At 60.4% G+C, this 26,305-nt stretch carries 20 protein-coding genes and 1 tRNA gene; 15 read left to right on the top strand and 6 right to left on the bottom strand.

All coding sequences use genetic code 11. The annotated features are described in order from the left end of the window. Positions 1-36: 36 nt before the first annotated feature. The 5 genes from CENDO_RS03585 (at position 37) to CENDO_RS03565 (ending at position 6,589) form a co-directional block, all read left to right on the top strand. Entirely contained in the window at positions 37-831 is a 795-nt protein-coding gene (locus tag CENDO_RS03585; RefSeq protein ID WP_136140818.1) for a M23 family metallopeptidase, read from the top strand. 531 nt (positions 832-1,362) lie between these two features. Further along, the gene (locus CENDO_RS03580) at positions 1,363-1,953 is read left to right on the top strand and encodes a PadR family transcriptional regulator (RefSeq protein ID WP_342773422.1); all 591 of its coding nucleotides are present in this window, start codon (positions 1,363-1,365) and stop codon (positions 1,951-1,953) included. 5 nt (positions 1,954-1,958) lie between these two features. Beyond that, positions 1,959-2,654, top strand: a complete 696-nt coding sequence (locus CENDO_RS03575) for an ABC transporter ATP-binding protein (RefSeq protein WP_136140816.1) — start codon at positions 1,959-1,961, stop codon at positions 2,652-2,654. Between the two features lie 2 nt (positions 2,655-2,656). Then, positions 2,657-5,419 carry an ABC transporter permease gene (locus tag CENDO_RS03570; protein ID WP_136140815.1) on the top strand — a complete coding sequence of 921 codons (2,763 nt, stop codon included), beginning with the start codon at positions 2,657-2,659 and terminating at the stop codon, positions 5,417-5,419. Between the two features lie 408 nt (positions 5,420-5,827). After that, positions 5,828-6,589, top strand: a complete 762-nt coding sequence (locus CENDO_RS03565) for a M23 family metallopeptidase (RefSeq protein WP_136140814.1) — start codon at positions 5,828-5,830, stop codon at positions 6,587-6,589. Positions 6,590-6,616: 27 nt separating this feature from the next. On the opposite strand, the gene pcrA is transcribed toward CENDO_RS03565, so the two are convergent. Beyond that, positions 6,617-9,100: a DNA helicase PcrA gene (gene pcrA / locus CENDO_RS03560; protein WP_136142124.1), complete on the bottom strand. Its 2,484-nt coding sequence runs from the start codon at positions 9,098-9,100 to the stop codon at positions 6,617-6,619. A gap of 296 nt (positions 9,101-9,396) precedes the next feature. On the opposite strand from pcrA, the gene CENDO_RS03555 reads away from it, so the two are divergent. The 4 genes from CENDO_RS03555 to pgi all read left to right on the top strand — a co-directional run bounded on the left by CENDO_RS03555 (position 9,397) and on the right by pgi (position 14,216). Continuing rightward, positions 9,397-9,714: a chorismate mutase gene (locus tag CENDO_RS03555; RefSeq protein WP_136140813.1), complete on the top strand. Its 318-nt coding sequence runs from the start codon at positions 9,397-9,399 to the stop codon at positions 9,712-9,714. A 72-nt stretch (positions 9,715-9,786) separates the two neighbouring features. Then, positions 9,787-11,145: a Na+/H+ antiporter family protein gene (locus CENDO_RS03550; RefSeq protein ID WP_136140812.1), complete on the top strand. Its 1,359-nt coding sequence runs from the start codon at positions 9,787-9,789 to the stop codon at positions 11,143-11,145. Between the two features lie 253 nt (positions 11,146-11,398). After that, positions 11,399-12,433, top strand: a complete 1,035-nt coding sequence (locus tag CENDO_RS03545; protein ID WP_136140811.1) for a S1 family peptidase — start codon at positions 11,399-11,401, stop codon at positions 12,431-12,433. A 145-nt stretch (positions 12,434-12,578) separates the two neighbouring features. Next, positions 12,579-14,216 (top strand): glucose-6-phosphate isomerase, encoded by a 1,638-nt coding sequence (pgi, locus tag CENDO_RS03540; RefSeq protein ID WP_136140810.1) that lies wholly within the window; start codon positions 12,579-12,581, stop codon positions 14,214-14,216. A 65-nt stretch (positions 14,217-14,281) separates the two neighbouring features. Here pgi and CENDO_RS03535 read toward each other — a convergent pair whose 3' ends face one another. After that, a complete protein-coding gene (locus CENDO_RS03535; protein WP_246014366.1) occupies positions 14,282-15,154 on the bottom strand; it encodes an SDR family NAD(P)-dependent oxidoreductase in 873 nt (290 codons plus the stop codon). Positions 15,155-15,378: 224 nt separating this feature from the next. After that, the gene (locus CENDO_RS03530) at positions 15,379-15,792 is read right to left on the bottom strand and encodes a YccF domain-containing protein (protein ID WP_136140809.1); all 414 of its coding nucleotides are present in this window, start codon (positions 15,790-15,792) and stop codon (positions 15,379-15,381) included. Between the two features lie 78 nt (positions 15,793-15,870). On the opposite strand from CENDO_RS03530, the gene CENDO_RS03525 reads away from it, so the two are divergent. Continuing rightward, positions 15,871-16,521 (top strand): DedA family protein, encoded by a 651-nt coding sequence (locus CENDO_RS03525; RefSeq protein WP_136140808.1) that lies wholly within the window; start codon positions 15,871-15,873, stop codon positions 16,519-16,521. Here CENDO_RS03525 and CENDO_RS03520 read toward each other — a convergent pair. The 3 genes from CENDO_RS03520 to CENDO_RS03510 all read right to left on the bottom strand — a co-directional run bounded on the left by CENDO_RS03520 (position 16,518) and on the right by CENDO_RS03510 (position 23,588). After that, positions 16,518-17,366 carry a DNA-formamidopyrimidine glycosylase family protein gene (locus CENDO_RS03520; protein WP_136140807.1) on the bottom strand — a complete coding sequence of 283 codons (849 nt, stop codon included), beginning with the start codon at positions 17,364-17,366 and terminating at the stop codon, positions 16,518-16,520. The two genes, CENDO_RS03525 and CENDO_RS03520, sit on opposite strands and share 4 nt — an antisense overlap. Then, on the bottom strand, positions 17,359-18,606 hold the full coding sequence (locus CENDO_RS03515) for an alpha-hydroxy acid oxidase (RefSeq protein ID WP_136140806.1): 1,248 nt from the start codon (positions 18,604-18,606) through the stop codon (positions 17,359-17,361). Before CENDO_RS03515 ends, CENDO_RS03520 begins: the two co-directional genes overlap by 8 nt. A gap of 62 nt (positions 18,607-18,668) precedes the next feature. Continuing rightward, positions 18,669-23,588 carry an ATP-dependent helicase gene (locus CENDO_RS03510; protein WP_210726565.1) on the bottom strand — a complete coding sequence of 1,640 codons (4,920 nt, stop codon included), beginning with the start codon at positions 23,586-23,588 and terminating at the stop codon, positions 18,669-18,671. Positions 23,589-23,655: 67 nt separating this feature from the next. Here CENDO_RS03510 and CENDO_RS03505 point away from each other — a divergent pair, with 67 nt between their 5' ends. The 5 genes from CENDO_RS03505 (at position 23,656) to CENDO_RS03485 (ending at position 26,281) form a co-directional block, all read left to right on the top strand. Beyond that, positions 23,656-24,420, top strand: coding sequence for a 3'(2'),5'-bisphosphate nucleotidase CysQ (locus CENDO_RS03505; protein ID WP_425456197.1), 765 nt, complete (start codon positions 23,656-23,658; stop codon positions 24,418-24,420). Then, the gene (locus CENDO_RS03500; RefSeq protein WP_136140804.1) at positions 24,420-25,223 is read left to right on the top strand and encodes a thymidylate synthase; all 804 of its coding nucleotides are present in this window, start codon (positions 24,420-24,422) and stop codon (positions 25,221-25,223) included. The genes CENDO_RS03505 and CENDO_RS03500 overlap by 1 nt, the downstream gene beginning before the upstream one ends. Beyond that, complete coding sequence (locus CENDO_RS03495; RefSeq protein ID WP_136140803.1) at positions 25,223-25,777, top strand: dihydrofolate reductase; 555 nt, start codon at positions 25,223-25,225, stop codon at positions 25,775-25,777. The genes CENDO_RS03500 and CENDO_RS03495 overlap by 1 nt, the downstream gene beginning before the upstream one ends. Further along, a complete protein-coding gene (locus CENDO_RS03490) occupies positions 25,778-26,059 on the top strand; it encodes a mycoredoxin (RefSeq protein WP_136140802.1) in 282 nt (93 codons plus the stop codon). A 149-nt stretch (positions 26,060-26,208) separates the two neighbouring features. Next, positions 26,209-26,281 (top strand) — tRNA-Arg (locus CENDO_RS03485). Positions 26,282-26,305 lie beyond the last annotated feature (24 nt).

The raw sequence follows: 26,305 nt of genomic DNA, 5'->3' as shown, positions 1-26,305 counted from the left end.
TCACACGGATAGTGGCAAGAATGGGAAGAAGAATTAATGCGAAGCAAGACTCAGCGCAGCGCAGGTCGTCACCGTAAAGTAACACCCGCGCAGACCGCTAAGGGCCGCATGGCCCTTGTCGCAGCAGCAGCCGGTGCAGTATCTACCGCTGGTGCTGGCGGAGCAGTTGCAGCCCAGCTACAGGCTACCCCGCAGGAAGAGACCAAGGCGCAGAGCCTCGAGTTCAACCTGACTAACAACTCCAATCCCCTTGAGCAGGCTGAGCAGGCCGTATCTGACGCGGCTGAAGACGCTAGCGCAGCCGTGCAGGACGCTGCCGCAACTGCACCCCAGATCCTGGCAGTGGCCGAGACCAAGCCGGTCCTCAACCTCAACGAACAGCTCAACAAGGCCGTGGTCGCCGCTAAGGAACGTGCGGCAGCGGACTTGGCAGCACGCGCCCCTTCCGTAGTCCGTCCGGCAGAAGGCATCTTCACCTCCGGATTCGGCCCACGCTGGGGCACTTTCCACGCGGGCATCGATATTGCCAATGGTGAGGGCACCCCGATTCTGGCAATTATGGACGGCCTGGTAATCGATTCCGGCCCTGCATCCGGCTACGGCAACTGGATCCGCATCAAGCATGATGATGGTTCCATCTCCGTCTACGGCCACATGTCCTCCCTCGCCGTAGCGGTTGGCGAGCGCGTACACGCCGGCCAGAACATCGCAGGAATGGGCAACCTTGGATTCTCAACCGGCACCCACCTGCACTTTGAGATTCACCCATCCGGCCAAGGCGCCACTGACCCGATCGCCTGGTTCGCAGAGCGCGGCATTTCCATCTCCTAAACTTTAGCTACCACGCGTAGCAGCCAACACTTTCCCATCCACCTACGGGGCGGTTCCTCTAAGGAACCGCCCCGTAGGTGGTTTTGCCCCCAAGAACATGAAGAACGGAGGCTCCCCCTCCGATTTTTGTGATTTCTCGATTCGCCGGCCCCCGCTACTGATACGGTCGCTCAGACGGGGCCACAGCCGCCGAAACGCCGCCCCAAAAGCATGTCAGCAAATGCGACATAAAACACTTTTAGACTCATAGATAAAGATTTTCAGAATCGCTGCGGCATTTCAGCCACCATCCCCTTTCGGCCGAACCGGACGCCGCCGCGTCAACAAACGTGTGTTCTCCGAATGTCACGTACCCCCGCACAACGGACCTCCGCGCGACGGTGCAGGTACCTCCATGCCGAAAAATCTAAGAAGCGTGGTTTCTCACAACCCCCTTGACGCTCCACTAGTTGCCGGGTAGTTTCTACCGTAAGTTACCCGGTAACCATTCCGTGGCCAGGGACTTCATTGCGCAGTCCTTCAAACCTAATTATGAGCTTGAATATGAGAGGACAATGCCTTGTGTCAGTCAAGCATTCCTTCTTGGCGCTCCTGAGGGAAGCGCCGCGCAGTGCGGCACAAGCCCGCAAAGCGTTCGAGTTAAAACTCGGGGGCTTATACTCGCTCAACATGGGCCAGGTAACCCAAACCCTGGCTCGCCTCGAACGGGATGGCCTAGTCACGATCAGCGGGAAGACCATCAGCTCCAATGGTCGGCACGCGGACCTCTATGAAATAACCCCGGCTGGGTTAAGGGAGCTTGACTCTTGGTGGTCAGAAACCGTTACCACGGCGGCCACGGATCGCGATGAGCTGGTGATTAAGTTTGCCCTCGCTGCGCAGCACGACGGCCGGGATGGCATTGACTTCATCGAAATTCTTGACGCTCAACGCTACGCCGCACTCCGCGCGCTTCGCTCCCTTAATAGGCAAGCCGATGAAACAGCTAGCAACCGCAACTCCCACCGGCTGGCAATCGAGAAACGCATTTTCGAACTAGAAGCCCAATTGCGATGGCTTGACCGCATCGAGTCCCTGCCGGCACCCCAGGCACCGCCCAATTTCTTCTCGCAGGAGGATTAACCACGATGACTCAACCCAATCCCCCAACCTTCCCCATTGAGTTGCAGGATATCTCCTGTACATTCGGTGAGGGCGCTCGCAAAGTAACGGCCCTAGACTCCGTCAATCTCGTCCTCCATCCACGTGAACTAGTGGCGGTAATGGGACCATCCGGTTCGGGTAAATCGACGCTACTGAACGTCGCCGGGCTGCTCCAACCACCTACGGCTGGCCGTGTGATTATCGAAGGCCACAACGCGGCCGAAATGTCCCAAAAACGCACCGCTGAGCTTCGCCGCCGCCACCTTGGATTTGTCTGTCAAAATTTCAACCTGGTCTCTTCGTTAAGCGTCTTAGAAAACGTAACTCTCCCACTCGAGCTTGACGGCATGCCTGCTTCACAGTGTCGCCGACTAGCTGAACCCGCCCTAGAGGAGGTTGGCCTAGCCGGGGTGGGGGATCGCTTTCCAGAGGAAATCTCCGGTGGCCAGGCCCAACGCGTGGCCATTGCTAGGGCGTTGATTGGCCCCCGCCGCATCCTTTTGGCGGACGAACCCACAGGAGCGCTCGATACCGCTACCTCCGATGAGGTTATGAAAGTATTGCGCGGACGCATCGATGCCGGCGCAGCCGGGTTGCTCGTGACCCACGAACCCCGCTTCGCCGCTTACGCAGACCGTGTGGTCATGGTCCGCGACGGCCGAATTACGCGAGAGAAGTAACCATGTCCGTCTTTAATTCCGCCGTAGCGGCCACTAGGCCCATGCGCCGCGACATGTTCCGTGCCCCGTGGCGCCTGCTGGCAGCGGTCCTCCTAGTAGCCTTGCCCGTTGGCTTTTTGGTATACGCCTCTCTCACGTCCCGGGGCGTAACTACCGTGGTAAACTCCTTCAGCCCTTCCACGGTGGCGAGCTACTCCGGCGGCACGTGCACCCAATCCGTCGATGGTTACCAAGCGGAGTGTAGGAATGAAGATGGTTCACCGTCCGCTGGGCTGCAAGCGTTGCTCGAGGAAAACCTGCCCGCCGGCTTCCGGGTTCACCGCGTGGATACTGGGAATGTAACGTTGACCCACGAAGCGCGGTCCGCCGCCGTGCAGATGGCTCAACACACCCCTGATACTTTTAGCACTCTTGCGCCGGTTTTACCTGGTCCCGGTGAAGTCTATCTTCCGGCTCATGTCACAAAGGCTCTGCGCGTCGATAAGGGGGACCGCATCACTGCCGCCTTGGCCGACGGCACCACCATCCAGCTCACCGTTCTTGGTACCGGCCCAGGTTCCAGTGCATGGGTGACCAGCCCGACGCTACGCGCACTCAACGCGCCGGTAACTCCCTCTGAGGAGATTGATGCCGCTACCCAGTGGTCCATCACCGGGCCAAGTCCACTTACCTGGGCCCATGTAAAAGCCTTGAATAAAGCCGGGTTTGTTGTTCGCTCCGAGGAGCTCATGGATAACCCTCCACCGGCTTCCGAACGCTACTCCGCCTACGAATTTGCAGACACCGCCGCCAGATCGGGCGGAATCTTAGGTGAACTCTGGGCTGTGGTCACGTGGGCCTCCATGTACGGCATTGGGCTGCTGCTTGTCCTCCTTTTAATCTCCCCCGTCTTTGCCCTGGCTTTAAACCGCCACACGCGCATGTTCGCGCTGATGTCCACTCAGGGCTCAACGCCCGGTCAAATTGCTCTAGCCGTACTTACCTATGCCCTGTTCGCTGGGTTGCTTGGCGCAACCTTGGGAGGTTGCGTGGGCGGAATTGCAGGCTCGATCCACTGGTCGTTGACCTATCCAGGCTGGGACCTTGAGGCATACGTGCCAACGCTAATGCTGATCTGGCTCACTGCCATACTTGGCGCGGTTGCTGTTGCGTTTATTCCGGCGCGCCTTGCAGCGCGATCAGCGCTAGCCGCCGCCCTCGGTGGCGCCGAACCGGACCGAATTGTCCATTGGAGGAGGTGGATGGCCTATGGACCAGCGATTCTCGTGGTGCTGGCGGTCCTAGCATGGGCAAGTACTTTTGAACCGTTGCGCCCTATATTACGACCCATGGTCTTAGGCCCAACCCCGGTCTTAATATCCCTTATAGCAATCGCAGCGTCCGCGCCAGCCTTAACCTTTGGTAAATCTCAGCTCCTTAGAAAGGCGGGCCTTACAGGTCGATTCGCCGGCCGAGGCCTCCTGCGCTCTTCCATGCGCTCCATCCCGGCTATCGCGGCGATTACCGCTTTCACGTTCACCGCAGTTCTTGTAACCACTGACGCCAATTCCCATTCCCGGAAGGATAAAACTCTATCGCAGTTGTTCCACCCGGGCGAGGTTGCGTTGATCACCTCCGAAGGATCCAAGTCCCCGCGCGAAGATTCTCAAAGAGCGCTGGAAATCCTTGGGCGCAATGCGACGGTCACCCGCTCCTGGGAGCTGGAGGGGGTCTTCGAATCCTCCTATTTCGATACACCCCATGGTGCGAGCCTTCAGTTCGATTTCCCCGGTGGCCCCGAGTTGGAGGGTGCCTGCCACTGGGTAGGTAGCCCAAGCGATGGTTACTACCAGGCTGCGGATGGCGGGGATCCGCGAACGGATCCCGGGGCCGCGGATGCCTGCCTGCCCCTCATGCGTGATATCTACTCGTCCGGCCCGTTGGAGACCTCGGGGATATCGGCCATAATCGTGGATGAATCCAACCTCGATTTATGGACCTTTGAATCCCCGGCGGACCGTCAACTCGCGCTAACGACTCTACGCCGGGGTGGAATTGTTACCTCCAAAGATGGCGTAGTTAGCCAGACCCCGCAGAAAACCGTAATCGGGGTAAACGGCCAGTTCGATACCCCCGAAGACTGGACCCCGCACGAGGTCCTTGCCGTGGCGGCATTGCCGGCGAAGTCCACCCCACTACTCGTTTCTCGCGAGGCAGCCCGCAGTCTGGGACTCCCCGTGGGATACGTAGGCACCGCTGCATTGCTCACCGAATACCCGCCACAACAGGACCGTATCTATGAGCAGGTAAATGAACGTTTCCCCAACACTTTCATTCGCTATACCAGTTACTCTTCGAATAACGGATGGATAGTGGCGCTTTGGGTTGGCGCGATAAGCTTAGTTGCATTGGTACTTATCATTGCGTTAAGCGCACAAAGCATCCGCCGTGAGGATAGTGTGCTTCACGCAGTTGGCGCACATCCCGGTATGACAGCCAAGATCGCGGCGCTGCAGTCGTGGGCTGTGGGCACCGCGGCGATGTTCGCGGGCGTACTTAGTGGACACCTGGCTGTGGTCTTGAGCGCATCGCGCAATAGCTACAACATCAACGGCGATCTATTGGAATACGGCCAGCTGGCATTCTTCCGCCCGGATTGGTGGCTCATTGGAACGGCAGTGGTGGTGCCACTTATAGCCGCCGGAATTGCCTGGATGGTCCACCGCCCCCGCGAGTCTCAACCGTTACTCGCCCGCGATCGCGCAACGGACCGATTCTTAGGTTAAGGACACCAGTCTGACCCCCTAGTTGCCTGATTGCCCCTCGCCCCTCCGCACAGAGCCATCTCCACGGAGGGGTTTGACGCTTACGCAAACCCAGTCAAGTTGAATAACTTGACGGCCAACTACGCCGCGACACGCCGGTCGGCCGCGAAATCACCCCCGTTTGGCGCCCCCATTGCTTAAACCCATACTTCACACTCTTCACAACATTCACTTTTGTAACACGCGTAACAACCTGCGATGTTCGATAGATTTTCGAACGAATGGCCCTTTTACCTGCAATTTCAACTGATTGCGCCGCAACATCAAGCGGGATAACTTTATTCCCGTTGCCGGATCGTGACGAAGGGTTACACACCCCTCCGAGTCGAACGAGGCGCACAAACCAACGTGAAAGAAAAGGGTTCATTTATGAAGCGCAATCACCGCGCACGCACCGCCGCAGTTGCCGGGGCTTTGGCTCTAGCTACCGCCGTTGCGTCCACCACCGGAGTCTCAATGGCCGCCGCCAATCAGCCAGCGGCGAGCGTGGACCTCTCCACCGGTTCCTCACAGCCAACCATTAGCGGCGTCAATCCAAGCGGCCTGCTCAAGGCAGCCGTTGGCCTGGCCCAAACCGCGACGGGCCTTGCCTCCGGAGCGGTGGTACCGCAGATCAAGCAGTCCGATGGGGAAATCACCATCGTGCTGGACCCGTCCGCCATCCCGGGACTTGCCGACGCTTTTGCTCCGGCCATCCCCACACAGCTCTCTCCAGTACGCGGCCAGGACGCTGCGGGGCGCACCGTGGTGTTCCCTACCTCCGGCACGCTGACGTCCACGTACGGCATGCGCTGGGGTGCGATGCACAACGGTATTGACGTAGCCAACCCAATCGGTACGCCAATCTATTCCATCATGGACGGCACGGTCATCAACTCCGGCCCCGCCCAGGGGTACGGCAACTGGATTCGCGTCCAGCACGATGACGGTTCTATCTCGGTGTACGGCCACATGCAGGCCTCATCCCTGCTAGTTAACGTAGGTGACCGCGTCTCCGCAGGCCAGCAAATCGCCGCCATTGGTAATGAGGGAAGGTCTACCGGACCTCACCTGCACTTCGAAATCTGGCCGGATGGCGTCAGCCCTGCTGACCCGCAGGCTTGGTTTGCGGCCCGAGGCATCAACGTCTAGATGCACCGAGCCGGCCGCGGGGTTGGCCTAGAGCTTTTCCATTGGCACGCCGCCAATGAGCATGAGCCTAACCTTTCCCGCGGAGCCAAAATCTACGGTCACGGTGGCGCGTGCACCGGATCCGTCCGCGGATATCACCGTTCCCAGGCCATACTTGGCGTGGTTGACACGGTCGCCAACAACCAAATTGAGACTCTTGTTCTTGGGCATTGAAGTCTCGGGTGCAGGTTTGCGCGTGCGTTGCGAAGGGGAAGACGCAGCGCGCCGCGAGCTTCCACCCCATCCGGACCAGTCCGAACCGTAGGACCGGCCGTATGAGTAAGAATCTTCATCCCACGAGCTTGAATACTGTGATTCGGGTTCTTCACGGCGCCAGTCGATGAGGTCCTCAGGGACCTCGGCGAGGAAGCGGCTGGCCGGATTCGTCATGGGGTTACCCCATGAGGAGCGAAGAATTGCCCGGGTCAGGTAGAGCTGTTCCCGCGCGCGGGTGATTCCCACGTACGCAAGGCGGCGCTCCTCAGAAAGCTCCTTGGGATCACCGAGCGAGCGCATATGCGGGAATTGCCCGTCCTCCCATCCGGTCAAGAACACCACGGGAAACTCAAGGCCTTTAGCGGTATGCAGGGTCATCAGCGTCACCACGCCGGACTCGTGCTCCGGAATCTGGTCCGCGTCGGCAACCAGAGACACCTTTTCGAGGAAAGCCTGCAAGGAACCAGGCGCCGCCTCCCCTTCGGCTAGTTCAGGACTCTCTTCCGCGTCCGCCCCAGTAAACGCCAATTGGTTTGCGGCCTCGGAGGAAAACTCGCGGGCCACGGAGACCATTTCGTTGAGGTTGTCCAGGCGGGCGCCGTCCTGGGGATCATTGGACGCCTCTAATTCCGCTTTGTAACCGGTCGCATCCAAAATCGCGCTGAGCAGCTCGCCGAGATCTGGTTGGCCCGTAACCTCATTGATCATGGACGGAATCTGGGCGCGAATACCTTCCATCATCTCGACGAACTTGGAAATAGCATTGGTTGCTCGGGTATTAAGCCCGTCGATCTCCCCTGCCGCCGCGGCCTCTAGGCCTTTGCCGAAACTCACCCCGTGGTTGTCCGCGTACAGCGCTACCTGGCCCTGCGCCTTGTCACCGATGGCGCGCTTCGGCACGTTGATGATGCGCCTTAGGCTCACGGTGTCATCCGGATTATCGATAATGCGCAGATACGCAACCATGTCGCGGATTTCGCGGCGCTCGTAGAAGCGGGTGCCGCCAACCACCTTGTACGGGATGCCAGAGCGCACGAAGATATCCTCCAGCGCACGGGAGGCGTTGTTGGTTCGGTACATGATGGCTATATCCGCATAGTCGCGGCCCCTATCCACCAAGTCATCTATCTCGCTGGCAATGAATTTGGCCTCATCATGCTCGTTATCGGCCACATAACCGATGATTTTTTCGCCATCCCCATGCGCGGTCCACAGATTTTTCTCCCTGCGATTGTCATTCTTGGCAATCACCGCGTTGGCCGCGTTCAAAATGTTCTGGGTGGAGCGGTAATTCTGCTCCAGCAAAATCGTGGTGGCGTCTGGGTAGTCCCGCTCGAATTCCTGAATATTGCGGATCGTGGCCCCACGGAAAGCGTAGATGGACTGATCCGAATCGCCCACGACGCACAATTCCGGGGCATCCTCCCCACGCCCCACGAGAGCTGAAACCAAGACGTATTGCGCATGGTTTGTGTCCTGGTACTCATCGATGAGCACGTGGCGGAAACGCCTGCGGTAGAAATCCACCACCTGCGGGTGCTCCTGGAAAATCCGCACCACCTCACCGATGAGGTCATCAAAGTCAACGGCATTGGCCGCGCGCAGGCGGCGCTGATATTCCTCAAAGACCTTGGCCACCGTGGTCTCGAACGGATTCTTGGTCTTTTCGGCTTCAGCCAACGCCGCCTCGGGCCCCACCAATTCGTTTTTAAGATTAGAGATTTGGTTCGCCAACACGCGCGCAGTGAACTTCTTAAGGTCCAGCTGCATGTCCTTGGCAATCATAGTCAGCAGGCGGCGGGCGTCATCACTGTCATAGATGGTGAAGTTGGAATTTAGCCCCGGCACCAGCTGCGCCTGCTGGCGAAGGATGCGCACACAAGTGGAGTGGAATGTCGACACCCACATGCGCTCGGCGACTGGCCCCACCAACTGGCCCACGCGTTCCTTCATTTCGGCCGCGGCCTTATTGGTGAAGGTAATCGCCAGAATCTGCCACGGTGCTACTCCCCCGTTGCGCATCAAGTATGCGATGCGGCGGGTCAGCACGGCGGTCTTACCAGAGCCTGCACCAGCGACGATCAACAGTGGCGAACCAATGTGAGTCACCGCTGCATGCTGCTGGTCATTGAGCCCTTCTAGCAGCGGATCAGGCTGGCCCGGAATAGGAGTTGGAGTGTTAATCCCGGCAGATCGATCCGCCGGTTGAGCCACAGGGTAATTGCCCGCCGGTGCAAAAGATAATTCTTCATACATATCTTCCGGCGGTGCGTCTTCAGGGGCTGGCTCTTCTGGGGCTTCTAAAGGCTCACCGAAGACCGGCAAGTCGCGGGCGCCGCGATCATCGCCAGCCGCCGCGGATGGCTTGCTAAATGGGCTGTTAGCCTCGAATAGATCCGGCTGCTCAGCGGACTGCCCACCAGCGCCCTTGCCAGAAAATGGATTACCAAATGGAGAAGAATCAGTCATAGTGACTTCCAACTTACAAGGCGGTCCGGACAAGTCGCACGTGCCACCGCCAAGCCTGTGGAATTGTGGCAGAATATGTCTCTATGAGTGACACCGTCGAACCTGTTGAGCCAGACTTCGAAATCCGCATGCCTTCAGGCACCGATGATCCTCTGAGCGACGCAGAAATCCAGGAATACCGCAAAGAGATTAACCGCATGGACCGCATTATTCTCGATGCGGCTAAACGCCGTACGGAAGTATCGCGGGCGATTGGTAAGACACGGATGACTTCGGGCGGCACGCGCTTGGTGCACACCCGCGAAATTGCCATCCTGAACCAATTCCGCGACGAATTAGGTGAAGAAGGCCCAGCCATCGCCTCCGCACTGTTGCGCATGGGGCGTGGCAAACTGGGATAATCCCAGCGTATACCCCCAAAAGGGACCGGCATATTTTCACTCAGCTGCATTTCATACCTTAACGTTATAGCCATGAATGCGGTGTTGATTGCAGTTTTCGTCATGCTGGTCCTTGCGCTTGCGCGCGTCCACGTCGTCGTGGCGTTGTTCATCGGCGCTCTGATGGGCGGCCTTCTTGCCGGTATGGGCCTTGACGGCACCATGCTTGCCTTCCAAGACGGCTTAGGTGGCGGCGCCAAAATCGCGTTGAGCTACGCGCTGCTTGGTGCGTTTGCCATGGGTGTCGCATCTACCGGCCTGCCGAAAATCCTGGCCAACGTGCTGATTGCGAAAATCGGTCGGGATGGGGCGGAAACCTCGGCTGCAGCGGGTGCGGTCGCTGCAACCAAATGGCTCCTTGTTGCCGGCTTGCTGGCCATGGCGATCATGAGCCAAAACCTGATTCCGGTTCACATCGCCTTTATTCCGCTTATCGTGCCACCGCTGCTATCCGTGATGAATAAGTTGCGGCTCGACCGTCGCCTGGTGGCCTGTGTGCTGACCTTTGGTCTGGTCACGACCTACATGTACATTCCCGTTGGCTTTGGCTCTATCTTCCTGAATGACATTTTGCTGGCCAATATTGAACGGGCCGGACTAGCTCTCCCCGATACATCAATCATGTCGATCATGGGCATCCCGGCCGTCGGCATGATCATCGGCTTGCTCATTGCTGTTTTCTTCAGCTACCGCAAACCACGCGACTACAACGACGTACCGCTGACTGCTGAGGCTGACGAAGAGGAATCAATTTCTTCCTACAAAATCTGGATTGCTGTGATCGCCATCGTCGCCACATTCTTAGTCCAGGTCGTCATGCAGTCCATGGGATTCGAATCAGACGGCCTGCTAGTTGGTGCACTGACTGGCCTGGCCATCCTGTTGGTGTCCGGCGCGGTGCAATGGAACCGAGCCGACGACGTATTTACCTCCGGCATGAAGATGATGGCGCTCATTGGCTTCATCATGATTACCGCTCAGGGCTTTGCGTCCGTCATGACAGAAACCGGCGAAGTCGAATCGTTGGTCACCACCGTCACCGACATGTTTGCCGGCAATAAGTTCGCTGCTGCGGGCGCCATGTTGTTCGTCGGTCTGGTCGTCACCATGGGTATTGGTTCGTCCTTTTCTACCCTGCCGATCATCACCGTCATCTACGTCCCACTCTGTATGTCGATGGGCTTTAGCCCGCAAGCCACCATCGCGATTATCGGCACCGCGGGTGCACTGGGCGATGCTGGTTCCCCTGCATCTGACTCCACATTGGGCCCAACGTCTGGTTTGAATGCCGACGGTCAGCACGATCACATTCGTGACTCCGTCATCCCAACGTTTATCCACTACAACATCCCACTGCTTATCGCTGGTTGGGTTGCGGCAATGGTGTTGTAAAACCGTGAGCAGCGTTGGCGCGATGTTTTAGTATTGAATTAACCCTTTCCCCTTTCCCTTCATTTGGAGTTTTTCAGTCGTGAAGTTACGTCATCGCGTCTTATCTGCCCTGTGTACCCTGCCATTGGTTGTGTCGATATCCGCGTGTTCGGATTCGGATAGTTCGGCGTCGTCGGCGACCGCCTCTCAAAATACACAGGAAAAACCAGACACTATTTCTGGCATTGCGGCAGCCAGTGCCTGTGAGTCGGCATTGGAAGAAACGCTTGATGACAATGGCTACTACCACGAACTACTGCTGGTAGATCTGGACAACGGCTATGACGATGTCAGCAACCCTGCCGTTATTTCCGGTACGTTCAGCGCGTGGCATGCGAATGAAAACTACCAATTCGAAGGCAAACTAACATGCACCGTCGAACTGCGTGAAGAATCCGGCGACGTTGAAGCCGGCATTAACGCGGATATCACGTACGACGAAGCCGATGGTGATGGCGACTACGACTTTGGCAATGACGACAGCCTGGACAGTGATTACGGTTCTGATTACGGCAGTGATGAAGTACTAGCCCAAGCCCCGTCCGCCGGTCAGCAGGTGGGCCTTGGTGAATACCAAGCACAGCCACGCGTGGATACGTGGGAACCTGAACTGGCTGACTATCTCATCAACCCGGGAATGCTGATTCCAGGTGGCGCGATTTACAACATTGAGGAAGAAGGCCGCTGTTCCGCCGGCCATTTCGTGACGGATTCCTCTAGCTCCCGCTTGTTTATCATGACTGCGGGACACTGCGGCGAATTGGGTTCGCGTTGGGCCTACCAAGACCCATCCGGTCAATGGATCGAATTCGGTGAAATGGTCGAACGCGCCTATACCGGCGAAGAGAACCTGGGCCGCGTCGGCGCCTATGACATCGGCATTATCGAAGTCACTAACCCGCACGCACGGTGGACGTCGGTGCCGCCAATCACCGGTAATCTTGTGGGCTACGCCGATCTGGATTACGTCGCGGCCAACGGCATGGCCCTGTGCCGCATCGGCTCAACCGATGGCCTGTCCTGTGGCAACTACCTCCACCAGATTGACGGTGGCCAGTTCGAATACGGCAACCAATCCCGCCCGGGCGACAGTGGCGGCGCAATCTACGCGGTTCACCCCAACGGCGATATGTATGCCGTTGGCGTTGCATCCTATGTAGAAACTGATGCTCCCCCATCAGCCAATAGCTACGCTGGTGGCATGGAAATCTACACCACCATGCAGCACTTTGGGTTATCGGTGTTCTAGACATTGACATCGCAGTGAACTGCCCTTAGCCGGGGCTATACCACCGCTTGGAAGTCCTGCCAGCGGCGGCGAAATTGACTACGTTTGAATATGTAATCATTCGCCGTTTCATTCGGGTGCCCACGCACCCAGAAAGACTTCTGACATGGACATCACCGCACAGCCACAGTGGGACACGCTCACCAAGCTTTATGACGCCAAGAAGGGGCTGAACCTGCGCGAACTGTTCGCCGCTGATGCGCAGCGTGCGTCTTCCCTTTCATTCGACGCTGCGGGTCTGCACGTAGACCTGTCTAAGAACTTGGTCGATGCAGAGACCATTGACGCTCTGGTTGAGGTCGCTAAGGCTGCGGACTTGGAATCCAAGCGCGACGCCATGTTTGCCGGCGAGCACATCAACAACACTGAAGACCGCGCGGTACTGCACACGGCACTACGCCTGCCACCAGAGCGCGACCTAAAGATGGATGGCCAGGACGTCGCGGCCGACGTTCATGAAGTCCTGGGCCGTATGCGCGACTTTGCCACTGCCCTGCGTTCCGGCAAGTGGCTGGGCCATACCGGCCACACCATCAAGAAGATCGTGAATATTGGCATCGGCGGTTCTGACTTGGGCCCTGCTATGGCCGCTAAGGCTCTGCGCTCCTACGAGGTGGCGGGCATTTCGGCAGACTTCGTCTCGAACGTCGACCCAGCGGATATGGCCTCCACCCTCGAAAAACTGGATCCGGGCTCGACGCTTTTCATCGTCGCCTCGAAGACTTTTACCACCCAGGAAACGCTAACCAACGCGCATGCCGCACGCCGCTGGCTTCTGGAGCAGTTTGACGGCGATGAGTCCGCCATCGCCAAGCATTTCGTTGCCGTGTCCACCAATGAGGAAAAGGTCAAAGAATTCGGTATCGATACGGCCAACATGTTTGGCTTCTGGGACTGGGTTGGTGGCCGTTACTCCGTCTCCTCGGCTATTGGACTGTCATTGATGTGCACCATCGGCCCGCTGGACTTTATGCGCTTCCTCGCGGGTTTCCACGCCATGGATGAGCACTTCCGCACCACCCCATTGGAGGACAATGTCCCGGTTCTCATGGGTCTGCTGGGCATCTGGTACACGGATTTCTTCGGCGCTCAGGCACACGCCGTTCTGCCCTATTCCCAGGATCTCGCCCGCTTCCCAGCCTACTTGCAGCAATTGACTATGGAGTCTAACGGCAAGTCCGTGCGCCACGATGGTTCAGCAGTGACCACCACAACCGGCGAGATCTACTTTGGTGAGCCCGGAACAAATGGGCAGCACGCGTTCTTCCAGCTGCTTCATCAGGGAACCCACATAGTCCCGGCTGACTTTATTGGGTTCGCCCGCCCCAAGGAGGACTTCCCTACCGCAGACGGCACCGGTTCAATGCATGACCTACTCATGGGCAACTTCTTCGCCCAGACTAAGGTCTTGGCGTTCGGCAAGACCGCAGAGGAGATCGCCGCGGAGGGCGTGGATGGAAACCTTGTAGCGCACAAGGTCATGCCAGGAAACCGCCCAACTACCACCATCATGGCCGAAGAGCTAACCCCAGCAGTCCTGGGCGCTCTTATTGCCCTCTACGAACACATCACCTTTGTCCAGGGCGTTATCTGGGACATTAATTCCTTCGATCAGTGGGGCGTCGAGCTGGGCAAGCAGCAGGCAAATGACCTGGCTCCTGCCGTATCCGGAGCCGAAGCAGCCAACTCCGGTGATTCCTCCACCGATGAACTCATTGGCTGGTACCGCGCCCATCGCGCTTAACTACTAAAGCGCAAGCGCCGTGGGGATAAATGACAATCCCCACGGCGCTTTAACATGTTTGGGCTTTAGCCCACGTCCTTCATCTTCCTAGCGATAAGCTCAATCGCCTTCACCGGTGCTACGCGCCCCATCTTGTCCACGGCATTGCAGTCCTTGCCGATGGTGGTGCGGACGCGCTTGTTTTCCAGCGCCTCGATGATCTGAGCCGCGGCATCCTGTGGTGTGGTCAGGGACGCTACGGCCTCCTCGGTGTTCTTCTCCTCTGCGGAAGACTTACGCTCGACGCCGGAGTTGCCCATGATGTCCGTCGCCACGCCGCCGGGGAAGACCACGCCCACATGCACGGAGGTCTCACGCAACTCGGCGAAGAGGCCCTCGGTGAAAAGCTTCACCGCCGCCTTGGAGGCGCCGTAGAAACTCTGCCCGGGGACGGGGACAAGGCCACCCATGGAGGAGATGTTGATGATGCCCGCCTCCGGTTTGGCCTGAAGCACTGGGAGGAACGCGGTGGTGACATTCACTGTGCCCCAGAAATTCACGTTCATTACGCGCTCCATGGTTGCGCGGTCAAGCTCAGCCACCGGGATGAACTGCTGAATGATACCGGCCACGTTGATAACGGCGGCGGTATCTTGAAGCTCGGCCGCCAGTTCATCTATGCGGTCCTTATCGGTGATGTCACACTCTATTGCCTTGAGCATGTCACCATACGCCGCCTGCAGCTGGGTCAGTCCGTCGACTTTAAGGTCCAAGGCATAGACCTTAGCCCCCTTGATAAGCAGCTGGGAGACTACCTCCTTGCCAATGCCGTTGCCCCCGCCAGTAACCACAATAGCCTTGCCGGCCAGGTCCATGGTCTCGCCTTCCGAGCCGGCACTCTTGCCGAGCTTCGCGCTCACCGTACCGGTAACTTTTTTAATGAACTTCGAATCAATCATCGGCCACGCTCCTTGGGTTGTCATAAATTTTTACGCGTTGACCACTACCTTATCCATTCCCGCCTCCAGTCAGACTAAGTAGTACACGTGTCAAGGCCTACGTCGGCGACTGCAAAACGTGCACACCCCCTACTTGGCGAGTCAATCTGGGCCGGTAGCCCCGCGTGCAGGAACTTGCACACTGCTATGCAAACGGGGCGGTTATGCGGCAGAAGAGATCTTGGTTACATCTTCACCATGGGGCGGTAGCCGAACGGGATCTGGTCATTCGGCACGATCTGCTTGCCGAATGGGAAACACGTCACCGGGATCATCTTGATGTTCGCTATGGCCAGTGGGATGCCGATGATGGTGACGGCTTGGGCGGCCGCGGTGGTTACGTGGCCAATAGCGAGCCAAAGGCCGGAAAAGATAAACCAAATTACATTACCGACCGTGGACATGGACTTGGATCCATGCCGTGGCTCCACCACCGTGCGCCCGAACGGCCACAGAGCGTAGTTGGCCATGCGGAAGCTGGCCACGCCAGCCGGAATGGTTACGATTAGCAGGCACGCCAGAAGGCCAAACAACATGTAGCCCAAGGCAAGCCATAAGCCACCGGTTACCAACCAAATGATATTTAAGATAAGTTTCATAGCCCCAGCCTAGTCAAAGGATGGGATGTGGGTAGGCTGGGGTAATTCGCGATAAACCGAGGTGGGCAAGGAGGGTTGATGACTGCCGTCATTGATTGGGTTGTGGGGCTTATGAGCACGCTTGGTGCTATTGGCGTAGGCATTGCGATTCTTTTGGAAAATATTTTTCCTCCGATCCCCTCTGAGGTAATCCTGCCGCTGGCCGGTTTTACCGTATCGCAGGACAAGATGTCCTTTGCAGCGGCCCTCGTGTGGGCAACCATTGGTTCCGTCGTCGGCGGCCTCATGCTGTATTGGGTGGGCCGAAAGTTCGGCGCGCAACGCCTACGGGCGATTGCCGAAAGGATGCCCCTGACCCAACCCTCTGACGTGGACGCATCACTCAGATTTTTCACTAAGTATGGCACTCACTCGGTGTTTTTCGGCAGGTTCGTGCCGGGCGTGCGTTCCCTTATATCCATCCCCGCCGGCGTCAATGCGATGCCCCTGTGGCAATTCATTGGATGGACCGCGCTGGGGTCTTTCATTTGGAACGCGGTACTCATTGGGCTTGGTGTGTGGCTAGGCGCAGGCTACGAGAAAGTAGGCCACGCGATTGACCAATTCTCCTCCGTAATCTATGCGGTCATCGCCCTAGCTATTGTGGCGGTAATAGGGTTTATGATTCGCCGCAGCGTGCGTGCCAAGAAGGATGGCTATCCCCCAAGTGGATCGCCAAATGAGCCCTAGAAATCGACGGGTAAAGGAACGTAACCCTCCGGCGCCGGCTGGCAGTGGGGGCACCACCAGATGATGCGTTCTAACTCGCCCTCATCGCCGCCCGCATCCACGCCGCCGAGAACGGACTTTTCAATCTTCTCCCCGCACCGCCGGCATGGTCTCCGATAGCGGCCGAACACGTAGCTGGTCTCCCCGGCGCGCTTGACGCCGGTGGTGACCCGAATGGGTGAATTGCGATTGGCCCACATGATTTTGCGGCTGATGTCTAGGATTCTCTCTGCGTCCACGTCCCCAACGTTCGCGGCGGGGTGGACCCCCGCAATAAAGCATGCCTCTGCGCGATATTCGTTGCCTATACCTGCCACTATCTTCTGATCGAGCAACGCGGCGCCGATGGAACGTTCGGGGCGTTCAAGAAGCCGCGAAAGCGCTTCTTGCCGGCCCCATTCATCCCAGTCATCGGCCAGGATATCGGGGCCAAGGTGGCCTATGCGGTCCCAATAATGAGACAGCGGATAGACCTCCACCATGCCCAACCAATGGCCCACCACCTCGATATCGCGGGGCTGGTGCGCCAGCCGGAGTACCACTCGGGCCGAGTGACCGGGCTTGCGCCACCTATCCCCGGCGTAGTGGATGGCCCAGGTTCCCTCCATTTTCAGGTGGGTGTGGAGAATTTCCTCTCCGAATTGCATGAACAGGTGCTTGCCGTAGGGCCAGACGCGTTCGCACGTTAGCCCGTCGAAATTGGCCAGCGCGTATCGGGGCACGCGCACGGAGGTCTGTGTGACCTCCCGGCCGGACATAAATTGCAGGCGCTGGGCTAATTGGAGGACGGAATCACCCTCAGGCATGGCCGCCTACATTCTTGTCGCCGTCCCACGGAGCGATCACATGGGAGCGTTTAAGATCCGCCACACTGGAACAGCCCAGAAGCTGAAGTGTGTTTGATACCTGGCCCGCGAGAAGCTCGATAGCTTTGTCCACGCCTTCGCGTCCACCGGCCATTAGGCCGTAGAGGTAGGCGCGGCCCACCATGACAAAATCGGCGCCTAGGGCTAGCGCAATGACTATGTCATTGCCGGACATGATTCCCGAGTCATAAATTATGTCCGCGTCAGCACCTAGCTCCGCGCGGATCTTCTCCAAGGCTTGCAGCGGATTAACAACCTGGTCTAGCTGGCGGCCGCCGTGGGAAGACACTTGGATGGCATCCGCGCCGAGCTCGTAGGCAGTGCGGGCGTCGGCGGGGTTGACGATGCCCTTCACGATGAGCGTGCCCGGCCATTGCTCGCGGATCCAGGCTAGATCCCCATAGTTGAGGGATGGATCAAACATGCCGTTGACCAGCTCTCCTAGGGTGCCGGTGGTGGAAGTCAGCGAGGCGAAGGTCACCGGCTCGGTGGTCAGGAAGTTAAACCACCACTCCGGGCGCCAGGCGGCATCAACGACGGTTCCAGCGGTCAGCCGCGGCGGAATGCGCATCCCATTACGGGTGTCGCGCAGGCGCTGGCCCGCAACGGGGGTGTCCACGGTGACAATCAAAGCATCATAACCCGCGTCCCAGGCGCGTTGTACCAAATCCAGGGAGGCCGCGCGGTCCTTCCAGAGATACAGCTGGAACCAACGGCGGCCGCGCCCCGAGACTTTCGCCGTCTCCTCCACGGATCTAGTCCCCATGGTGGACAGGGCAAACGGGATTCCCGCATCGCGCGCGGCCGCGGCTCCCGCGTCCTCGCCCTCGGCGTGCATGAAGCGGGTAAACCCCGTGGGCGCGATCCCGAACGGCAGGGCCGACGTTCCGCCGGCGATGTCTACCGAGGTGTCCACCTCCACTGCCCCGGAAAGCATCCTTGGTAGAAGCCGCGCCTTGGTAAATGCCTCGCGCGTCTCAGCCAGGCTCACCTCACGCATCGCGGCACCATCGACGTAATCAAACGCCGCCTTCGGGGTGCGCCGCTTGGCGATGGCGCGGAGGTCATAGATGTCTGCCGCCTTGTCCAGGCGCGCTGCCCTGCGATCGAGGTGGGGACGCTCGAATCGCATGAGGTTTTTCAGCTCCGCGATATCCGGTGGCTGCCTGTTTATCTTCATGGCAGCTACTTTAGTCCTTCGCGCCCGCTTTTCGCCCGGAGCATCCACCCCCAAAAAGCGGGCTAGCGGCGCGGCCCCCGCCGCGGCCGGAAACCCCCTCCGCCGGCGCCTGGTTCTTCCCGCCGCTCGGGCCCGGATGGACGAGGGGGCCCGGTTGGGCGCGGTGGCGCGGAGGGGCCTTCACTTGAATCCGCGGGGTCATCATCGAAGCTGAGTTCCGTCAATGCCTCCGCTAGCCGGCGCCCGCGCTGGGGACCGCTTGGGGTGCGCGGGGCCGGGGACTTGGCGGAAATCCGGATGCCCTTGGGGGTGATTCCGGCCCCGGCCTCCCGCAACCGTCCAGCCAGGGCAGATTCGAAGATGGATTGCCCGTTTGCCTTTTCGATGACCAGGGGCGATAGGCGTCCGGCGCTAACGAGCTCCGTGAGTGCGCCGACCATGAGGGCGGCCACGTCCCCTTGGCTAATGCCTTCCGGAAGGGCGTCGAAGTACGTGGATAACGTCTTACCCCCTCGGGTCAGGTGGGCAACGCAGAGGCCGTCTATGAGCACAACCAGTGCGCCGGCGGCGCGCGAGGGGCTCGCGGAGACCTGCCCGCCGCTTTCATCGCGTTGCGGCCAGCCTAAGGCCGCGCCATAGGGGTTGGCGGGATCCGCGGCGGCTATCACGTAGGTCTTGGGTTCTAGCGTGCCGGATGGCCAACCGGTCACGTCCGGTGAATCGGCCACGCCGCGCAACCTGTCGATGATAGCCGGCGTGGAGAACTGCGCCGCGCCCAGACCTTCGATGACGTATCCGCGCATTGCCTTGCCGGATTCCTCGAAGCCGGAGAGCACTTTGTACGCCAGCGCGAAACCGCCAATGACGTCCTCGGCCTGTACCGAGCCGCGGGTGAGAACGCCATAGCGGTCGAGCCACGCCTCACCGTGCGCAACCGAGCGTGAGGTGGCGTCCTGCGCCGGGCGTACCGCTAACGCCCACCTGCCGGACATGTCCGGAGGCGTGGTGTTCGCCCGCTGCGTCTGTGCAAAGGACGTACGCCCCATGCGCAGGCGGGAGCGGGTTGGCCGGCGCTTGGCGCGGTGCGCGGCCTGGGAACGCGAACCTCCGCCGGCCAGCCGCGCGCGGATAGGGCCAAAGGAATCCGGCGCCACGAGGCCGGCTTCAACCAGCCCCCACAATGCTTCACGCAGCTCGTCGCCGCCGACCTGCCCGGTGACTAGCCCCAGATCATCGCCGGTGACCTCGCGCAGCAGGTCGCTGAAGAGGAATCCGCCGCCGCGCCCCAAAATCGCCACGATGGATTCTTGCAGGCCGGACAGTTGGGGCTCCTCGGCGCGCTCGGGCGCGAGCTGGGCTGCGTAATCAGACGGCAGGAGCATAATCCATGGGTCCGCCCCGCCGGCCTTGCCGGCACCCAGAATCTGGACCTCGCCGCCGGCTGTAAGTTCATCGAGCATCCGGGGCGAATAGTCCCCCACGCGCGCGGGCAGCACCAACGACTCCCATGCGGACGCGGGAAGCCGCACTCCGGCGAGTTGTTCAATGACGGTGAAGACGCCGTCGGCCCCGCGGAGCGCTGGGCGCTGACCGGCCGGGGCCACCTGCTGCCAGTCCGGCAGGAAGCGGGCAAATGCCGCGGGGCTCACGGGTTCAGTGGCAGCGCGCGCCGCGGCCAGGGAGCGCGAGCGAATGGTGCGCAGTACCTCCGCCGCGCAATACTCTTGTTCATCGATGCCCTGCCGGTAGCGGCCCTCAATGACCGTGTCTAACCCAGCGAGCGCGGAATGGGCCATGGATACGGATAGGCCAAAGGCATCGGCCAGCTCCCGCAGGATAAACGGACCGCGAGTTCGCGCCCAGCGGCTCACGAGCTGGGCAAGGGCGTCCGTAATGGTCTCCACCTGCGCCGCCACGCCTGGGGGTACGGGCACCCCCAAGCCATCGCGCAACAACGGCGCGTCCTGGACCTGGGCCAGGTGCTCCCGGCCCGCCACACGCACGCGCATGATGCGCCCCGCGAGCGCCCGTTCGATGTGTGCGAGCGGCACGTCTGTATGCTCCGCAAGCTCATCGATTGGCACAGGGCCAACCACGCGCAGCAGATCCGCTACCTCTTCCGCCGTGCGCGCCCGACGCTCCGGGTGGGTTCGCTGGAGCTGGGTATGGACCTCCTCGATGATCTCCGGATCCAGTAATTCCCGCAGCTCCACCGTGCCCAGCAACTTGGCCAGCAAGGCCGGATCCAGGGCCAGGGCCGCGGCCCGCTTCTCCGCGAGCGGCGAATCCCCCTCATACATAAAGGCGCCGGTGTAATTAAACAGCAGCGATGAGCTAAACGGCGACGGCTGCTGCGTGGTCACCTCGGCGATGCGGATGCGGCGGTGGGCCAAATCCCGGCATACCGATTCCAACGCCGGCAGGTCGTAGACGTCCTGCAGACACTCGCGCACGGTCTCCAAAATTATGGGGAACGAGGGATACTTGCGGGCCACGTCCAGCAGCTGCTCGGCACGCTGGCGCTGCTGCCACAGCGGGGCGCGCTTTCCCGGGTTGCGGCGCGGAAGCAGCAACGCGCGGGCCGCGCATTCCCGGAAGCGGGAGGCAAACAGCGCGGAGCCGCCCACCTGTTCCGTCACGATGTCCGCAATCTCGTCCGCATCAAACATAAACAGCGCGCCATCCGGTTCCCGCTCCCCCTCCGGCAGGCGCAGGACAATGCCGTCATCGCCGGCCACCGCCTGCGGATCCATGCCGGTCTGTTCGGCCACCCGCGCGGACAGGGCCAACGCCCACGCCGCGTTCACCCCGCGGCCAAACGGGGTATGCAAAACCACGCGCCAATCCCCCAGTTCATCCTTGAAGCGCTCGAGGAGCAGGGTCTTTTCATCCGGGACCAGGCCCGTGGCTTCTTCCTGTTCGGCCAGGTAGGCCAGCAGGTTGTCCCTGGCCCAGGCATCGGCATCGGCTATTGCCGAGGGGTTTCCATGCGCCTCGCGCCGGAAGGCGCCCAAGGCCAGCCCCAATTCATACGGGCGGCCGGCCTGGTCACCGGTCCAGAAAGGCAGCCTGCCGGTGTGGCCCGGCGCGGGCGTCACTATCACCTGGTCGCGAGTGATTTCCTCGATCCGCCACGACGTGGCCCCCAGGGTGAACACGTCACCCACGCGGGATTCATACACCATCTCCTCATCCAGCTCCCCCACCCGCCGCGGGGCGCCCTCACCGCCCGCAAGGAACACGCCGAACATTCCCCGGTCCGGAATCGTTCCGCCAGACGTCACGGCCACGCGTTGCGCTCCCGGGCGAGGGGTCATCAGCCCCGTGACCCGGTCGTAGATCACGCGGGGCTTGAGCTCGGCGAAGTCCGTGGACGGGTAGACGCCGCTGACCAGGTCCAGCACCGAGTCATAAACCTCACGCGCCAGATCGCGGTAGGGCCACGCCTGCCGCACCAGGACGTACCAGTCATCCGCGTGGAGGCCGTCCGGCGCCGCGGCGACGGCGGCGACGGTCTGCTGCGCAAGCACATCGAGCGGGTTGACCGGGGAATGCATCTCCTCGATAAGCCCCTCACGCATGCGCTTGACCGTGACCACGGATTGAAGCAGGTCCGCGCGGTGCTTGGGATAGAAGGAACCATGGGACACGGCGCCCACGGAGTGCCCGGCGCGCCCCACGCGCTGGAGCGCGGATGCGACAGAGGGCGGGGATTCCACCTGCACCACGAGATCAACCGCTCCCATGTCGATGCCTAATTCCAGGGAGCTGGTGGCCACGACCGCCTTGAGCGTGCCCTCTTTGAGCATGGTCTCCGTCAGCGCGCGCTCATCCTTCGATACGGATCCATGATGGGCGCGGGCGATAAGCGGGGCGGCCTTCCCCGCCACGTCTACCTGTTTCATCAGCTGCGCCGGATCCCGGCGCGTGGGCGCGGACAGCGACTCGGGGTCATGCTCCTGCGCATAGAGTTCATTGAGCCGGCTGGTCACCCGTTCCGCCGTGCGGCGAGAGTTGACAAAGACCAGGGTGGAGCGGTGCTCCATGACTTCCCGGTAAAGCTCTTGTTCAATAAACGGCCAGATGCTCTTCGCGGTGGGCAGTGCGGAATCCGCGGCCAGCTTGTCTGCGTCCTGGGGGCCGGTGGTCAACCCTAACGGGTCATCGACCGTGGATTCACCGATGCTGGACCCCTGCTCCGGGGTGGGCAGATCGGCCATGTCCTCCACGGGGACGTGGACGCCTAGCTCCCACTGCTTGGCCGCGGGCGGCGCGATGAGCTCCACGGGGCGCCCGCCGCCAAGGAAATTGGCCACCGCGTCAAGCGGGCGAACCGTCGCCGACAGGCCGATGCGCTGGAACTCGCCGGCCACCTGGGTCAGGCGCTCCAAGGTCAGGGCCAGGTGCACGCCGCGCTTGGTCCCGGCCAGGGCGTGGATTTCATCAATGATGACGGTGTCCACGGAGGCCAGGATTCCCGCCGCCTTGGACGTGAGCATGAGGTAGGCGGATTCCGGCGTGGTGATGAGAATATCTGGCGGGCGGCGCACCTGGCGGCTGCGCTCTGCCTGCGGTGTATCCCCCGAGCGCACGCCCACCGTCACGTTCGGCACGTCCAGGCCTAGTTTTTGGGCCATGCGTGCGATACCGGCCAAGGGCGCGCGCAGGTTATTCTCCACGTCCACGCCCAGTGCTTTGAGCGGGGAGATATATAGGACGCGAACGCCTGCGGATTCGGCGTCAGCTGGAGCTGGCGAAGCAACGGGCAGCGCGGTCTGCCCCTCACGCTCCACCAAATTATTCAGTGCCCACAGAAATGCCGCCAGGGTCTTACCGGATCCGGTGGGGGCCACGACCAACGCGTGGTCCCCCGATGAGATGGCGTCCCAGGCTTGGGCTTGGACTTTCGTGGGCCGGGAAAATACTTCCTCAAACCACCCGGAAACTTGGGGGCGGAAGCGAGAAAGGATTTCCTGAGACATGCGCACCACTTTAGCCTAATGGGCCACCGAATCGATTCCGTGGCCTGCGAAAGGTAGGCTTATGGGCATGAGTCCAGAGCTATCAGATTCCCGTTTGACTAACACCATCGCCGAAGGCTGCGGCGAGATCCTCAAGGGGGTGCGCAAGGGTGGCCTCCTGCGCAACCGCGCCCTGGGCGATTCCGGTGACTCCGCAGCGCAGGATTGGATCTCTCGCGTGCTGGCCCAGCACCGCCCCGATGACGGGTTCCTATCTGAAGAAGCACACGATGACCTAGACCGCCTGAATAAGGAACGCGTCTGGATTGTTGACCCGCTGGATGGCACCAAGGAATTCGCCACCGGCCGCCAGGACTGGGCCGTGCACATTGCCCTAGTCATCAACGGGGTGCCCGAATATGCCGCCGTGGGCCTGCCAGATCTGGGCGTTACCTTCAAATCTTCCGAGGCCCGCGCCGTGACCGGCCCGATGTCCGGCAAGTTTGCCGTCTCGCGCAACCGCCCGCCGCAGGTGGCGCAATACATCGCGGACAAGATGGACTATGAGACCGTGGGCATCGGCTCCGCGGGCGCCAAGGCCATGCACGTGCTGCTCGGTGACTTTGACGGCTACATCCACGCCGGCGGCCAGTATGAGTGGGACCAGGCCGCGCCGGTTGGCGTAGCCATGGCCGCGGGCCTGCACTGCTCGCGCCTGGATGGCTCCCCCATCAAATTCAACAATGAGGACACCTTCATCCCGGATATCCTTGTGTGTCGCCCCGAGCTGGCCGACGAAATCTTGGCCCACGCGGCACAGTACGCCAAGGACAACGGCGGTGAGCTGGATTAATGGCGAAGATTAACACCCCCTATGAGGATCTCCTCCGCGAGGTACTCGATGAAGGCGTGGGCAAGGGTGACCGCACAGGCACCGGGACTACCTCGGTGTTTGGCCGCCAGTTGCGCTATGACCTGAGCGATTCCTTCCCGTTGCTGACCACCAAGAAGGTCTATTGGCACGGCGTTCTGGGCGAGCTGCTCTGGTTCCTGAAGGGCGATTCCAACGTCAAGTGGCTGCAGGAGAACAAAATCCGCATCTGGAACGAATGGGCGGATGACAACGGCGACTTGGGCCCGGTCTACGGCGTGCAGTGGCGCTCGTGGCCAACCCCTGACGGTGGCCACATCGACCAGATTCAGGGCGCCCTCGACCTGCTCAAAAAAGACCCGGACTCCCGCCGCAACCTGGTCTCTGCCTGGAATGTCTCCGAACTGGACAAGATGGCGCTGATGCCCTGCCACCTGATGTTCCAGCTGTACGTGGCGAACGGAAAGCTCTCCATGCAGGTCTACCAGCGCTCCGCTGATCTATTCCTGGGCGTCCCCTTCAACATCGCGTCCTACGCCGCCTTGACCCACATGTTTGCACAACAAGCCGGACTCGAGGTGGGTGAACTCATTTGGACCGGCGGCGATTGCCACATCTACAACGATCACGTGGAACAGGTCCGGGAGCAGCTTAGCCGTGAGCCGCGTGAGTACCCGCAGCTAAAACTCAACAAGGCCGGTAGCATCTTCGACTACGACTTTGATGACTTTGAGATAATCGGCTATAACCCTCACCCGGCCATCAAGGCGCAGGTTTCGGTGTAATGGGCACCCTGGGCGCAATCTGGGCGCAATCGCTGGACGGAATCATTGGCGATGGTGCCGCCATGCCGTGGCACGCGCCGGAGGACTTAGCCCACTTCAAGGCGGTGACCCTAGGCTCTCCCGTGGTAATGGGCCGCAAAACCTGGCAGTCCCTCCCACAGCGTTTCCGCCCGTTGCCCGGCCGGGATAATTTCGTGCTCTCCCGTAACCGCCCCGGGACCTGGTCACAGGGCGCGCGGGTAATCCATGACTTCGCCCAACTCCCCGATCTCATAGGCGATGCGGACGCATGGGTGATAGGGGGCGGCCAGCTCTACGCCGCGGCGCTGCCCTACGTGGATCTCGTTGAACTCACACTCATGGGCGCCAATATCGGCGATGTTTACGGCAGCGCCGCCGTCTATGCTCCCGAAATCCCGGCTCACTTCAGCCTGACCGGCGACACCGGCTGGCAGACCTCAACTAAGGGTAGGCTGGAAATTCCGGGCCAGGAGCCTTCCGATTTACCACTGAGGTATCGTTTCATGACCTACGAAAGAAAGGACGCCGCATAAATGGCAACCACCCCTAAGACCTCGTCCCACGTGACCGTATTCGCAGCTGACTGGTGCCCGTTCTGCAAGAAATTGCGTGAACGCCTGGACCGCACGCAGACCCCGTATGACTTGATTGACGTAGAGGCTGACGGTATGGACGAGGTCAACGAGTGGATCAAGTCCGTCAATGACGGCAACCGCATTGTCCCTACCGTTCTCTACTCCGACGGCGAGCATGCTACCAACCCTGAGGCCTCCGCGGTCCGCGCGAAGCTGCGCGAACTAACCGGCCAGGAATAGAACCCAGCTTGGGCCGCCGAGCGCTGCCCAACCCCCATCGCCCCCGTACGCTCAGGGCGGTCAAGCCCACGCCGGTTTCAGTTCTACCCGCACCTCGGGTAGTCTATTTGCGGATGGCATGGGAAGCGATTGCGCTAGCCACCCGTTTGGCCCTAGTAGCTCAGTGGATAGAGCACGGCTCTCCTAAAGCCGGTGTCGGAGGTTCGATTCCTCTCTGGGGCGCTTTTCTTCACACCCCTCTGTCAG

Origin of the sequence: Corynebacterium endometrii (assembly GCF_004795735.1) — a bacterium.
Taxonomy (GTDB): Bacteria; Actinomycetota; Actinomycetes; order Mycobacteriales; family Mycobacteriaceae; genus Corynebacterium; species Corynebacterium endometrii.
The sequence above is the reverse complement of the archived record's forward strand: the minus strand, read 5'-3'. Positions and strand labels throughout refer to the sequence as shown.